We start from the raw sequence: 13,568 nt of genomic DNA on the forward strand, positions 1-13,568 counted from the left end.
TAAAAGAAATCTCTTCTTGCTTTGTAGTGTGTTATTCCAGAAAAGGGTGCTATAGAGGAATAAGATAAATTATTTAGGGACTGATTGGTAAAAACCGATCAGTCCCTTTTTTATCAATAGGGTACACCCTGAGAAAGTAGGTGATGACAGGTCAAGCTGCCTCAGTTAGAGTGGCTAAATTAGCGGATAGCGGTATTATTGAAGGGTATACTATAAAAATCAATCAAGTGAAAAAATGAACTATTAGATAAATTTTTAGTACACTTAAACAAGCATGTAAATTATCGATTATTATTAATAAGTAGTTCCATTAATATAGATGAAAATAATAAAATTTTTTCAACAACTTGATTGTTCGTGAACAAATGCGGGATAAAGGACCAAAAAAGCGCTTGTTTTTTCTGAATGACCCATCTATAGTTAAAAAGTGTTAACAACTGTAAAGACAGGAGCATGGATATGGCAGAAAAGACTATTTCACAGAAGAAACTGCTCGGTGTGGCAGGTCTCGGCTGGATGTTTGATGCGATGGATGTCGGAATGCTTTCGTTTGTCATAGCGGCACTAAAAGCAGACTGGGGTTTGACGCCGCAGCAGATGGGCTGGATCGGCAGTGTGAATTCAATTGGGATGGCAGTCGGTGCGCTTGTGTTTGGGGTATTCGCGGACCGCGTGGGCCGGAAAAATATATTCATTATTACGTTGCTTATGTTTTCACTTGCGAGCGGTTTCTCCGCCCTTACGACAACGCTTGCTGCTTTTTTAATTTTACGTTTTTTTGTCGGAATGGGACTTGGAGGCGAGCTGCCGGTAGCGTCAACACTTGTATCGGAAAGTGTGCCGGCGAAAGATCGCGGGAGAATCGTTGTGCTGCTTGAAAGTTTCTGGGCATTCGGCTGGCTGCTCGCAGCGGTTATTTCCTATTTTGTCATTCCGTCATACGGATGGCAAGCAGCGCTTGTTATTGGAGCCGTGCCAGCACTTTATGCATTGTATTTGCGCTTAAAGCTGCCGGATTCCCCCGCATTTTCACCGTCTAAAGCAGAAAAGCGGACCATTGGACAAAATATGCGCGATGTTTGGTCAAAAAAGTATTCTCGTCCGACGCTCGTCTTATGGGTCGTCTGGTTTACAGTCGTGTTTTCCTATTATGGCATGTTTCTCTGGCTGCCGAGTGTCATGGTCATAAAAGGGTTTAGCATGATTCAAAGCTTTGAATATGTACTCATCATGACATTAGCGCAGTTGCCAGGTTATTTTAGTGCTGCCTGGCTCATTGAACGAGCGGGGCGGAAGTTTGTCTTAGTGGTGTATTTGCTCGGAACAGCCGCTTCAGCACTCGTGTTCGGAAATGCCGAGTCGACGTCCATGTTGATGGGGTCAGGGATCTTGTTGTCCTTCTTTAACCTCGGTGCATGGGGCGCGTTATATGCGTATACGCCGGAGCAATACCCGGCGGTCATTCGTGGGACAGGCACAGGAATGGCTGCAGCGGTCGGCCGAATCGGTGGCATTTTAGGTCCGCTTCTTGTCGGAACGCTCGTTGCATCCGGTCAGTCGATCGGCTTTATTTTCAGTTTATTTTGCGCCAGTATTGTCATTGGAGTTATCGTACTCGCGGCACTCGGCCGGGAAACGAAGCAAGTGGAACTGGAGTAGAATGTGTGAAAGCGGAGTAAATCGCACACAAACTGAATAAACGGACAAATACCCTGCTGTAAGCAGGGTATTTGTCAATTTAGATGGAACGCTTTCCGAAAAAGAAGTACAATGATGGAGAGAAAAAGGCAGAAAGAAGGCGGTACCGTGTTTACCATTATTGGAATGATTGTTTTGCTGGTTGTTCTTACGGTCACCATCATGAATCGGAAAAAAAACAGGTAAATTCACGAGGAATTTGCCTGTTTTTAATCAACCTAACCAACGACGTTATATGGCAAGCTTTAATCGAAATGTAATGTGATTTAATCCATCTGTCATACGCATGTAATCAGAGGCGGGTATACTTGGCTTCAAGAGAAATGCGAAAGGGGCATATGCTGAAAATGGAATTCTTTCTCATCATGTTTGTCACATTCATTCTTGCGATCGCGATAGCCAGCGGTGGACTTCACCTTTTATTTAAACAAATCAATGATTACTTAAATCAACAGAGATAAACAAAACCCGCCCGGATGCGACAATCCGGGCGGGTTTTATGTTGCGAGAAAAGTGAAATAAAAGGTCGTAAGGAAAGCGAGTGCGAAAACAATGATGAAAGCGATACGCTGCTGTTTTTTTGCTTTTTTCATCCATACATCTTCAAATGTCATAAAGATCGCGATGACAGCGATTAAAAGCGCAAACCGGCTCCAACCGTCAGGATACGCCGTAATACCATAAACAAGCGCAAAGATAATGAGTACAATCCGGTACATAAGCCGGAATTTTGATGAAGTCAAATGATCACGTCCTTTTGTTCATCGTAATCGATACTTATGTAATTGTACATAAGAAAAGAGAGATTGCCATCTATATACGAAAAAAGATGGCCGTGATAAAATGAAGTAAAACGGTAAGAATGAGGGATCAAACATGGAAAGTACGAATCATATCGTGCATCCGAGAGTGGCGTTAACAAAAAATATGGAGCTCATGAATGGCTCGCATTTATTATACATCTATTCCAATCAAGAGAACTATATTGAAAATGCTGTCTCTTTTCTTACAACGGGTCTAGAACTGGGACATGGCGTTGTCGTCATTGAACATCCTCTTACGCATGAGGCGCTCAAATCGTCTCTCACTCTAAAAGGATTCAGCCGGGAGCAGCTGGATACGATTATTTTTGTGAATAATGAAGAATTTTATGGCACACATCAATCATTTGATATACCTACAATTGTAAGTACCTTTTCAGTATTGATTGAGCCGTATCTTGATCAGGATATACCTGTTCGTACATGGGCAAAGGTAAGATGGGGAGAGGATCAAAGCTGTTTACAGGAGCAACTTTCATCTTTTGAAAAACAGGCAGATCAATTAATTGAGCCGCTTCGTTTATTTTCAGTCTGCGCGTATAACGGAGCTGAGTTGTCGGCAAATCTTTATATAAAAATGATGGAAAACCATCCGTATCTCATGACCGATACAGCGCTGATGCCATCTATGTTTTATAAGATGCCTGATCAGGCACCGTCCCTCTGGATGGAAGAACAGCTGGAGGAAAAATTTAACCATTTAAATGAAGAGTTTCAACTTGTCAACTCCTCGTATAAAAATTTAATTGAAGAAATGCCCGATGCGATGTTTATTATATCCGGTTTTCAGATTGTTGATTGCAATCGAGCTGCTGCTCAGTTGTTTGAATGTGAAAAAGATCAATTACAAGGTGAATCGATTTTAAACCTGTTTCATTCATCGTATCATGAGCTTATTCGAAACCGGTTAAAACGTGTAAGTAATGGTGAGAAATTGTCGGTTACAGAAATGAAAGCAAAAACATATAAAAACAAACTTATCGATTTGGAGACGATCAGCTTTCCCTTCGCGTACAGCATATCGAATACAAAAATGGCTATTGTCCATTTACGCAATATTCAAGAACGAAAAGAGCTTCAAAAACTGGCTCTAAAATCGGGAAAGTTAGGCATTGCGGGGCAGCTTGCTGCAAGCATCGCCCATGAAATACGTAACCCGCTTACTTCTATTAAAGGATTTATAAAACTTGCTAAAGAAGGCTCATTGGATCCTGAACATTACAGCATTATTGAAGAGGAAATTGATCGGATTGAAACGATTTCCAGTGAACTATTAGTGCTGGGAAAACCTCTTTCTGTTGAAATTCAAATGTGCGATGCAGGTAAACTGCTGCGCGATGTTTGTATACTCCTTCAGTCACAAGCTGTCATGAAACGAATTGAAATAAAATATGATGCAGAGCAAAATTGTCTCATTCGCTGCAATGAAGGACAAATGAAGCAAGTTTTCATTAATATTATTAAAAATGCGATTGAAGCGATGAATGATGGCGGCGTGATTTATACATCCGTACGTGCACAAGATGGGCAAATTGTGATGGCTGTTCAAGATGAAGGGAAAGGAATTCCGGAAAGTGTGATGGAGAAAATTGGTGAGCCGTTTTATTCGACAAAAGAGAGCGGCACGGGTCTCGGATTGATGGTGTGCTTTAATATTGTGGAGCAATACGGAGGAAAAATCGACGTGTGCTCGCAAATCGATAAAGGGACGACCATTACCACTCGTTTTCCGGCAGCAGGGGAATAAATGTTTAACGGTTGGACATCATGCTAAGGAATCCAATTGAAAGGGAGGACGAAGCATGAAAAAAGGATGGTTTATTGTTGTTGGTTTTTTATCCTTTGTCATAATGAGTGGTTGTCAATCGCTTCCGGTGGGGAGTACAGCAAAGCCGGCGCTGAGTGCTGACATGATAAATTCAGACGGTGAAACCATTGGAAAAGCGGTTTTTACTGAAACAAAAAAAGGAGTAGAAATTCATGTAAAAGCTGAAAAGTTAAAACCGGGGACGAAAGCTATTCACATTCATGAAACCGGTAAGTGTGACCCGCCTAAATTTGAAACAGCGGGCGCGCATTTTAATCCAGCAGGCAAAGAACATGGTTTCCATAACCCAAAAGGTTTTCACGCAGGCGATTTGCCGAATATAAAGATAGCAGAATCAGGAAAAGTCGATGTGAAGGTGGTAGCACCGGGTGTGACGCTCGGGACGGATTCATTGCTTGATGCAGATGGCAGCGCGCTCATTATTCACGAAAAAGCAGACGACTACAAAACGGATCCAGCAGGGAACGCAGGAAACCGAATTGCCTGTGCATCCATTCAAGAAGCTTGAAGAGAGCATTTCTCTTCAAGCTTTTTTACTCTCATTTCACTTGCCTATATAAGTTGAACGACTTGGTTTCATCTTCTTTCATAATCAAAATGATTGCGAAGCAAATAGGAGATCCATTTACAATGAGGATGATTTCGAATATTTTCCATTAAACCTTTCACAATAGCAGGGCTTAAAGTTGGTTTAAGCAACTGTTGCTTTAGCAGGATTAACGATTCATTTTCAATCGGCTCTTCAATTTCTTCTATTTTTTGATCGATGATTTTAAGGATCTGTTCCTTCAATTCTTCCTCATTCGCTGGTTCCTGAAACAGTTGGATAAGCTCATGTGAAATAAACGGGGTGGTAATATGGATCGCTAGTAGATTTGTTTTTTCTACTAATGACTGAGACAGTAAGTTCAAATCTAACGGCACGTTATAAAATAAAAATAACTCTGAATAAGTTTTCATAAAGCCTTTAATGCAATAAATTAAATCATATTTTGTATGTTTGATCTCTTCATCATATAATCGCTCAATCATTGATAAGATAATGTTTTCCATTAATTTGTCATAATAATGAATTTTTAAAATGAATTCTTCATTAAAGGATTGCGTTTGCTCTTTGATGAGAATTTTGGCGAAATCGGAATGCTTATGAAAAGAATTAAACGTTGTGTAATAAAATTCGTATAAAAGTACTTCATCATCCTTTGTATTTTTGACTACATAGTCAATATCAGAGGTGAATTGCATCATGAAATGATCAATTAAAGCTGAAATCAATTCGTCCTTTGACTTGAAAGATAAGTAAAAAGCGCCTTTAGAAATACCGCAATGCTCTGTTATCTGTTGAATAGAAGTGGATTCAAAACCTTGCTTTGCAAAAAGTTCTAATGCCTTTTCCATAATTAATTGTTTTTTTATCATTTTATTCGCTCCTAGGTAATATCATTGACAATTGACCAATTAGTCATTATTATAAATAATTGAGTTTAATAGGTCAATTAAGGGCAGGTGTATAAGTGAAAGGTTTAGTCAATTTTGTCTTAAAGAATAAATTAGCAGTGTGGTTGCTTACCATTATCATTACGGCATCTGGTATTTATTCAGGTACACAAATGAAAACAGAGACGATTCCCGATATTTCGATTCCCTACTTAATGGTAATGGGCGTATATCCTGGAGCAACTCCTGAACAAGTTATGGAGGATATTTCCATACCGTTGGAAGAAGCGGTAGAAAATCTTGAAGATGTGAAATCTGTTTATTCAAATTCCTATTCTAACATGTCCAGTATTCAGGTGGAATATGATTATGGTGTAGATATGGACGAGGCGAAACGTGCTTTAGATTCTGCGTTAGATGGGATTACGTTACCGGAAGAAGCAGAAGAGCCAACCATTACAGCAATTAGCATGAATATGATGCCGGTTGTTGCGTTAAGTGTAAGTAGTGAGGAAGAGGATATTGTTGAATTAACATCGACAGTAGAGGACATTTTACTTCCGAAAATCGAGAAAATCGAGGGTGTTGCATCTGCAACGATTACAGGTCAACATATTGAAGAAGTGCAGCTTACATATAACAAAGAAAAGCTGGCCCAATATGACTTAACAGAAGAGAAAGTAAAAGAAATGATTCAAGCAAGTGACCTTGCTGTTTCATTAGGGCTTTACGAGTTTGAAGAAGGTGAACAAGCTGTATCGGTGGATGGCAAGTTTATGACAGCTAATGAATTGAAGGAAATGCTTATTCCTGTCACACCAACAGCCGCAAATCCATCGCCATTTGTGAAACTTAGTGAGATCGCTACAATTGAAGTCGTTGGTAAAGTACAATCGGTTTCACGCACAAACGGTGAAAATGCCATTGCCATTCAAATTGTCAAAGGACAGCAAGCAAACACGGTTGATGTTGTAAACAAGGTGAAGGAGTTAGTGAAGGAGCAAAAGGAAAAAATCGATGGTCTTGTCATCGATATATCCATTGACCAAGGAGAACCAATTGAAGAATCGGTTTCAACGATGATTGAAAAAGCGGTATTTGGCGGTTTAATTGCCGTCTTAATTATCCTTCTGTTCTTACGGGATTTCAAATCAACCATTATTTCAATCATATCAATTCCAGTTTCAATTTTTATGGCATTATTGCTGCTAAACTGGCTGGATATTACGCTAAATATTATGACGCTTGGTGCGATTACGGTTGCTATCGGTCGTGTCATCGATGACTCCATTGTAGTAGTTGAAAATATTTATCGCCGTCTGCATTTAAGAAAAGAGAAATTAACAGGACGTGCTCTTATACGTGAAGCGACAATTGAAATGTTTAAACCAATCATGTCATCAACATTAGTGACGGTTGCGGTATTCGCACCACTGATCTTCGTTGGCGGTATGGTCGGGGAGCTGTTCATGCCGTTCGCATTAACGATGACGTTTGCGCTTGGTGCTTCGTTAATTGTTGCCATTACCATCGTCCCTGCATTATCTCACTTCTTATTTAAGAAAAAGCTATACAGTGAAAAGACAGAAAGCAGTCATAAAGAGACGGGAAAATTAGCTAAATGGTATAAAGGTATCCTGGAATGGACGCTTAATCATAAAATTGTTACCTCCCTCACTGCTGTTGTTTTGTTAGCTGGTAGTTTGGCATTGACCCCATTAATCGGTTTTAGTTTCATGGGTAGTGAAGAAGAAAAAGTGATGTACTTAACGTATACACCAGCAGCAGGCGAGTTAATGGAAGATACGTTAAAAAATGTTGAAGTGGTCGAAGAAGAGTTACTAAAACGCAATGAAATCGATATCGTTCAATTATCGGTAACGGAAAGTGGAGATCCGACGACAGCAATGATGGGTGGCGGAGCAGGCGGGGTATTAATGTACCTAATCTTTGACCCGGAAATGGAGGATTTTCCAGAGTCACGTGAGGAAATTGAAGAGTATGTATTTAACATTGGCCAAACGGGTGAATGGAAGAGCCAGAACTTCACTTCTATGTCGATGGCTACAAATGAAGTCAGCTACACATTCTACAGTGAAGATTTAGACAAACTAAATGAATCTGTGAAAATGGTAGAAGACATCATGAGTAAAAATGACGGCTTAGAAGACGTTACTTCAAGTGCAGAGGATGCATATGTGGAATATACATTCAAAGTAGCACAAGATGAATTACTGCAGTATGGATTAACAACAGGTCAAATTGTCATGATGTTAAACCCAATAACAACACAGGAAGTCCTAACAACGGTTGAAAAAGACGGTGACACATTAGAAGTAGTCGTTCAGCAGGAACAAGCTGCACAACCAAAATCGATTGATGAAATGTTAGAAAAAGAAGTACCGACAGCACAGGGCGTGTCAATGCCGCTTTCGGAGCTTGTAACCGTTGAGGAAGGCACGACATTAAATACACTTGCACGTAGTCAAGGGGAGTATTATGCAACAGTTTCAGGGACAATTCTTGATGAAGATATTTCAAAAGCAACATCAGAAGTAGATGAAGAAATTGAACAATTAGATTTGCCTAAAGGTGTTACAATGGGCGTTGCGGGTGTAGCTGCAGATATGACAGAAACATTTACACAGCTTGGCGTAGCCATGCTTGCAGCAATCGCCATTGTGTACTTCATCCTTGTTGTAACATTCGGTGAGGGTGTCGCACCATTTGCGATCCTATTCTCATTACCATTTGCGGTAATTGGTTCATTTGTTGGTTTATTAATCGCGGATGAAACCATTTCTGTATCGGTCATGATGGGTCTCCTTATGTTAATCGGTATTGTTGTAACAAACGCGATCGTACTCGTAGACCGCATTATTCATATGGAACGTGATGGTATGACGATGCGTGAAGCCATTCTAGAAGCTGGTGCCACGCGTCTGCGTCCAATCCTAATGACAGCGATCGCAACGATCGGGGCGTTAATTCCATTGGCAATCGGCTCAGGCGGTGGCGGTTTAATCTCGAAAGGCCTTGGTATTACGGTCATTGGCGGTTTAATAAGTTCGACGTTATTAACATTAATTGTTGTACCAATTGCTTATGAACTATTATCGAAGCTATTCAAGAAAAACCGTAAAGAAGTAGAAGAAAACTAAGTCATTTAGCCCTGCAAGGTGATTGTCATCTTGTAGGGCTTTTTGTTTTAAAGGAAATCCTAGGAGGCTTCTGTTCTCTCATTAAGGAGGGTGGAGTCTTCTCGCTTAAAACTGGTAAGATAGAAAGGGAAAGGAAGTGGACTAAGGTGAACATTTTGCTTGCGGAAGATGATGTGCAGCTTGGCGAATTAATCTGTTTCATGTTAAAAAAGAAAGGCGGATATAAAGTGGATTGGGTAAAAGAAGGGGAAGAGGCGTATGATTATGCGTGTTCGGCGCACTATGATGTGCTTATTCTGGACTGGATGATGCCCAACGGCGATGGGGTCGATGTGTGCCGCGATTTGCGCCGTGATGGGTATTCAGGTGCGATCTTAATGCTGACAGCAAAAGATGCGGTGGAAGACCGGATTACAGGACTTGATTCAGGAGCGGACGATTACCTCGTCAAGCCGTTTGAAATCGATGAATTGCTCGCCCGGCTTCGTGCATTGACGCGCCGAAATTATGCACCGATCATTGAAGAAACGGTGTCGATTCAAGGAATTGAACTGAACCGAAATAGCCAGACCATACATAAAAGTGAGAAGTCCATTCAGCTAAGTCCGCGCGAATTTCAGCTTCTTGATTTGCTCGTACAAAATAAAGGGCAAGTATTGACGCGTGATGTGATGCTGGACCGGATATGGGGATATGACACGGATGTGACGACGAAAACGATCGATGCGACCGTGAAACTTTTGCGTAAAAAACTGGATATATTTGAGTCGCAGAATATCATTCAAAGTGTAAGAGGGGTCGGGTATAAAGTTGAGGATTCCGTTCTTTAAACGCATCGATCAAGACTTATTTAAAGGCACACAAACGAAATTAACATTGAAATATAGCGGCTTGCTCATGCTGTTTCTTCTGTTGTTTATTGTTGTCGTTTATTCTCTTCTTTACGTGGTGATTTTGCGTGATCAGCATCGTGAATTAGAAGATTTGACTCGTCAGGAAACACGGATTATTCGTGATTATTTAGCCGAAAGTGCCCGCAATGAATTACGGGGGCTCAGCAGCCAGGAGCTCGTACTCGCTGGTGTGGACCAGTTTTTTTACTATGTGGTCGATTCAAAAGGGAATCTTGTGATGGGCAGTGAAACAATGCCGCACATGCGTGAAGAACTTCTCGACCTCGTCGTAGGATGGGTGCCACAGAGGAATCAAATTCGCGAAGAAACGCTGAAAGTAACGTTTCAAGAACGTAGGCTTGGCGGCGAACAGATTGAAAACCCGCCTGCTGCCGTTCAGGTTCGGCTCATGATTGACGGCAGCCCGCTTTTTTATAACAATCAGTTTATTGGCATGATTTATATTGGAAAAGACATTTCGTTTGCGTATCAGTTGTTTGACTGGCTGTTGATTGTGCTTATCGGTCTCGCGGTTTTATTCGCCGGTGTGGCCATCTTGATGAGCTACCTGATGTCGAAAAAAGCGATGGAGCCGATTTCAACGGCTTTTAACCGGCAAAAAGAATTTGTCGGTGATGCATCGCATGAATTGCGTACGCCTCTTAGTGTCATGCTGTCATCGATTAATGCGATGGAAATGACCGACGGTGCCCTAGAAGATCCATTTGCTAGGAAACTATTGAAAAACATGAAGTCGGAAGTGAAACGGATGACCGGTCTTGTGAGTGATTTGCTCCTACTGGCACGGGCGGATTCTGGGGCGGATAAACGACCACATGAACGAATGGATTTACAGGTGGAAGCGAGAAATGTAATTGAATCGTTAAAGCCTCATGCCGAAGCCAATCACATTACGCTTCATTTACATGCACCAGATGAAATGATTGTGATGGGCGACCGCGAGAAAATAAAGCAGCTTATCTATCTATTCCTTGATAATGCAGTGAAATATTCACCAGAAGGAGGTCACGTGACACTGACGTTGACGAAACAAGAGCGGGAGTGGAGAATATCTGTAAAAGATGAAGGAATCGGCATTCATCCTGATGAGCAGGCCCGTATTTTTGACCGTTTTTACCGTGCTGATAAATCTAGAACACGAGCACTTGGCGGACATGGGCTCGGTTTATCGATTGCGAAGTGGATTGTGGATAGTCATAAGGGCACGATCAGCGTCGAAAGTGAACTAAATAAAGGAAGTACCTTTACGGTAAACATTCCATTGGAGCAAGCGGTCTCAAAAGCGAGGAAGTAACGGGCTTTTGAGACTGCTTTTTGTTATGGCAAGAATCAATGTCAAATTATCTTTTCCTTTCACCTTGTTTTCACTTTTCTTTTTTACAATGAAGTCAAATCAAATATAGTCAAATAAAAAAGGAGCGAATACAGATGGAAACAGAAGAATGGTCTAGCAAACCGGACAAAAAAGAAAGAGGATTTATGAAAATAGCAGCGGCATCGTTTACAGGAGTTTTAGCGGGTGGAACCATGATGTTTTATCTTTCCCCGGCACTTATGAGTATCTCAACACAAGAGACTGAAACAGCCGCAAATGAGTCAGCAAGCAGTATAAACGTTCAGCCGACATCGACCGCCGCATCGTCTACTAACCTTGTTAGCGCGATTGATGCAATTGATGAAGCGGTCGTCGGGGTGGTCAATTTGCAGGCACAGGAACAGATGAATATGTTCGGAGGTCCCGCTATGGACATGTCGAACGGGGAGGCTGAACAGACGGAAAGCGGCACAGGATCTGGCGTGATTTTTAAAAAGGGAGAAAAGACAAGCTACATCGTCACGAATAATCATGTCATTGAAGGAGCGGATACAGTAGAAGTGGCGCTTGCAGATGGTGAGCGCGTGGACGCTAACATCGTTGGAGCAGATCCGTTAACAGATTTGGCTGTTCTTGAAATTTCCAGCTCGTACATAACGGAAGTAGCCAGTTTTGGGGATTCAAGTGTGTTGAAATTAGGTGAACAAGTCGCTGCCATCGGCAATCCGCTCGGTCTTGATTTATCAAGCACGGTGACAGAAGGCATTGTCAGCGGGATCGATCGGGCAGTACCTGTGACGACATCTGCCGGAGAATGGGAACTAAACGTGATTCAAACGGATGCGGCGATCAACCCGGGGAACAGCGGGGGCGCCTTAATCAATAGCGCAGGTCAAGTGATTGGCATTAATAGCTTAAAAATTGCCGAATCGGGCGTAGAAGGACTCGGATTTGCGATTCCATCGGAAGAGGCGATTCCGGTCATTGAAGAATTGATGAAAACAGGGGAAGTGCAGCGTGCGTATCTTGGTGTCGGCCTTGAAGATGTGAATGCGTTATCGAGAAATGTTTTAGAGCAACAGTTAAGCCTGCCTGCAACTGTAACGGAAGGAACAGTGATTACGCAAGTAGAAACAGGATCAACGGCTGATACAGCTGGGTTTGAAGAGGGCGATGTGATCGTTTCAGTAAACGATACAGCCGTGAGCGGGACAGCTGGGTTTCGCAAATATTTATATAATAAAGCATCAATTGGCGACAAAGTAACGATTGAGGTTTATCGTAACGGCAAACAACAAAAAATCAGCTTAACGTTACAGGCACAAGCGAAGTAATTTTCACCGTACTTTCACCAAATCTGGTTAAAGTAGGTAGTGCAACAATCCAATACACATGTAGGAGGAAAGTAAATGAAGAAAAACAAGTTAGTTCATTATGTTATGACAGGTACCTTATCACTCGGTGTATTAAGTGCTGCTGGTTTACCGGCACTAGCCGCGAGTGATACGACAGCAGGCAGCGCGACACAGGAAAAAGTAGAAACCATCATGGATACACTTCGCACAAAACTCGCCGATCTCGGTGTGGATTTGCCGGAGAAGGGCGCAAAGGGTAATCTGTTTGCCGGTTTAGATGATGAAACGAGGGCAAAAGCCGAAGCGATTATGGAACAGAAAAAAGCAGGCACGATCACAGAAGATGAAGCGAAAACACAGCTGAAGGCACTTGGCGTAACATTTCCGGAACGTGGAGAGAAAGGCGATCCGTTCGCTAATTTAGATGATGAAACGAAAGCAAAAGCGGAAGCGATTATGGAAAAACAGCGTGCCGGTACCATCACACATGATGAAGCTGAAGAACAGCTGGCAGCGTTAGGCGTTGAACGTCCTGAACGTGGCGGCAAAGGCGATCCATTCGCTAATTTAGATGATGAAACGAAAGCAAAAGCGGAAGCGATTATGGAAAAACAGCATGCCGGTACTATCACACATGATGAATCTGAAGAACAGCTGGCAGCGTTAGGAATTAAACGCCCTGAACGTGGCGGCAAAAGTGGTCAAGAAAAGGTATTAGAAGGATTAGATGATGAAACAAAAGCAGAAGCGGAAGCATTGATGGAAGACGCAAAAGAAAAGCTTTCTGAACTTGGTGTTGACAAAGTTCCTTTTCATTAATAATGATCAAAAAGTCCCGGCTGACGGGGCTTTTTTTCGTTATGGTGAAGAAATTCGGTAACAATCACTATCTTAAAATCAGGTTGATAGAATACTTTAATAAAATGTAAAAACTATTTTTGAATATGGTTAGATAAACTATACCAAAAATACAAGCATTCATAGTATGAAGTATACCAATTATATTAGTTGGTTGTTTCAAAAAATAAAATTAAAGGAA

Annotated in this window: 11 protein-coding genes and 1 pseudogene; 10 read left to right on the plus strand and 2 right to left on the minus strand. The window is 41.6% G+C overall.

What is annotated here, in order from left to right; translation table 11 throughout:
• Window positions 1–143 precede the first annotated feature (143 nt).
• The 3 genes and pseudogenes from ACZYRN_RS07640 to ACZYRN_RS07650 form a co-directional block, all read left to right on the plus strand.
• Window positions 144–233 (plus strand): annotated as a pseudogene (locus ACZYRN_RS07640) (Lrp/AsnC family transcriptional regulator); the annotation flags it as partial.
• Between the two features lie 226 nt (window positions 234–459).
• Entirely contained in the window at window positions 460–1,659 is a 1,200-nt protein-coding gene (locus ACZYRN_RS07645) for an MFS transporter (RefSeq protein WP_488910934.1), read from the plus strand.
• Between the two features lie 347 nt (window positions 1,660–2,006).
• Window positions 2,007–2,159: a hypothetical protein gene (locus tag ACZYRN_RS07650; protein WP_488910935.1), complete on the plus strand. Its 153-nt coding sequence runs from the start codon at window positions 2,007–2,009 to the stop codon at window positions 2,157–2,159.
• Between the two features lie 36 nt (window positions 2,160–2,195).
• On the opposite strand, the gene ACZYRN_RS07655 is transcribed toward ACZYRN_RS07650, so the two are convergent.
• Complete coding sequence (locus ACZYRN_RS07655; protein ID WP_488910936.1) at window positions 2,196–2,441, minus strand: hypothetical protein; 246 nt, start codon at window positions 2,439–2,441, stop codon at window positions 2,196–2,198.
• A gap of 133 nt (window positions 2,442–2,574) precedes the next feature.
• On the opposite strand from ACZYRN_RS07655, the gene ACZYRN_RS07660 reads away from it, so the two are divergent.
• Both ACZYRN_RS07660 and ACZYRN_RS07665 read left to right on the plus strand, forming a co-directional pair.
• Window positions 2,575–4,266 (plus strand): ATP-binding protein, encoded by a 1,692-nt coding sequence (locus ACZYRN_RS07660; protein WP_488910937.1) that lies wholly within the window; start codon window positions 2,575–2,577, stop codon window positions 4,264–4,266.
• A 55-nt stretch (window positions 4,267–4,321) separates the two neighbouring features.
• The gene (locus tag ACZYRN_RS07665; RefSeq protein WP_488910938.1) at window positions 4,322–4,855 is read left to right on the plus strand and encodes a superoxide dismutase family protein; all 534 of its coding nucleotides are present in this window, start codon (window positions 4,322–4,324) and stop codon (window positions 4,853–4,855) included.
• A gap of 68 nt (window positions 4,856–4,923) precedes the next feature.
• On the opposite strand, the gene ACZYRN_RS07670 is transcribed toward ACZYRN_RS07665, so the two are convergent.
• A complete protein-coding gene (locus ACZYRN_RS07670; protein WP_488910939.1) occupies window positions 4,924–5,766 on the minus strand; it encodes a TetR/AcrR family transcriptional regulator in 843 nt (280 codons plus the stop codon).
• Between the two features lie 95 nt (window positions 5,767–5,861).
• Between ACZYRN_RS07670 and ACZYRN_RS07675 the strand changes: the two genes are divergently transcribed.
• The 5 genes from ACZYRN_RS07675 to ACZYRN_RS07695 all read left to right on the plus strand — a co-directional run bounded on the left by ACZYRN_RS07675 (window position 5,862) and on the right by ACZYRN_RS07695 (window position 13,348).
• Window positions 5,862–8,945, plus strand: a complete 3,084-nt coding sequence (locus ACZYRN_RS07675) for an efflux RND transporter permease subunit (protein ID WP_488910940.1) — start codon at window positions 5,862–5,864, stop codon at window positions 8,943–8,945.
• 146 nt (window positions 8,946–9,091) lie between these two features.
• The gene (locus ACZYRN_RS07680; RefSeq protein WP_488910941.1) at window positions 9,092–9,775 is read left to right on the plus strand and encodes a response regulator transcription factor; all 684 of its coding nucleotides are present in this window, start codon (window positions 9,092–9,094) and stop codon (window positions 9,773–9,775) included.
• The gene (locus tag ACZYRN_RS07685) at window positions 9,756–11,153 is read left to right on the plus strand and encodes a sensor histidine kinase (RefSeq protein ID WP_488910942.1); all 1,398 of its coding nucleotides are present in this window, start codon (window positions 9,756–9,758) and stop codon (window positions 11,151–11,153) included. Before ACZYRN_RS07680 ends, ACZYRN_RS07685 begins: the two co-directional genes overlap by 20 nt.
• 128 nt (window positions 11,154–11,281) lie before the next feature.
• Entirely contained in the window at window positions 11,282–12,508 is a 1,227-nt protein-coding gene (locus ACZYRN_RS07690) for a S1C family serine protease (RefSeq protein ID WP_488911130.1), read from the plus strand.
• Window positions 12,509–12,583: 75 nt separating this feature from the next.
• Window positions 12,584–13,348 carry a hypothetical protein gene (locus tag ACZYRN_RS07695; RefSeq protein WP_488910943.1) on the plus strand — a complete coding sequence of 255 codons (765 nt, stop codon included), beginning with the start codon at window positions 12,584–12,586 and terminating at the stop codon, window positions 13,346–13,348.
• The last annotated feature ends 220 nt before the right edge of the window (window positions 13,349–13,568 follow it).

The organism is Domibacillus sp. F004 (assembly GCF_057814295.1).

Coding starts and splice junctions, on each gene's coding strand:
- ACZYRN_RS07695 (WP_488910943.1), top strand. CDS start 12,584: ATGAAGAAAAACAAGTTAGTTCATTATGTTATGACAGGTACCTTATCA.
- ACZYRN_RS07660 (WP_488910937.1), top strand. CDS start 2,575: ATGGAAAGTACGAATCATATCGTGCATCCGAGAGTGGCGTTAACAAAA.
- ACZYRN_RS07670 (WP_488910939.1), bottom strand. CDS start 5,766: ATGATAAAAAAACAATTAATTATGGAAAAGGCATTAGAACTTTTTGCA.
- ACZYRN_RS07645 (WP_488910934.1), top strand. CDS start 460: ATGGCAGAAAAGACTATTTCACAGAAGAAACTGCTCGGTGTGGCAGGT.
- ACZYRN_RS07665 (WP_488910938.1), top strand. CDS start 4,322: ATGAAAAAAGGATGGTTTATTGTTGTTGGTTTTTTATCCTTTGTCATA.